The sequence below is a fragment of the Paenibacillus sp. LjRoot56 genome (genome assembly GCF_964253335.1).
GTDB classification, from domain to species: Bacteria; Bacillota; Bacilli; order Paenibacillales; family NBRC-103111; genus Paenibacillus_E; species Paenibacillus_E allorhizoplanae.
The window spans coordinates 1-331 of sequence record NZ_CAXURV020000018.1 but is presented as its reverse complement, the minus strand read 5'-3'; the positions used below and the strand labels follow the sequence as shown (position 1 = coordinate 331).

Below are 331 nucleotides of genomic sequence, written 5' to 3'. Positions count from 1 at the left end.
CCCGAAGCTATGAATTGAAGCCCCAGTAAACGGCGGCCGTAACTATAACGGTCCTAAGGTAGCGAAATTCCTTGTCAGGTAAATTCTGACCCGCACGAATGGCGTAACGACTTGGGCGCTGTCTCAACGAGAGATCCGGTGAAATTTTAATACCTGTGAAGATGCAGGTTACCCGCGACAAGACGGAAAGACCCCATGGAGCTTTACTGCAGCTTGATATTGGACTTTGGTACGATCTGTACAGGATAGGTGGGAGCCTTTGAAGCCTGAGCGCCAGCTTGGGTGGAGGCATCGTTGGGATACCACCCTGATCGTATCGGAGTTCTAACCT

1 rRNA gene is annotated in these 331 nt (G+C 51.1%); it reads left to right on the top strand.

Going from position 1 to position 331, the window contains the following annotated elements:
- Window positions 1–331: ribosomal RNA gene (locus tag ACSQ8O_RS36740) — 23S ribosomal RNA — on the top strand; the annotation flags it as partial.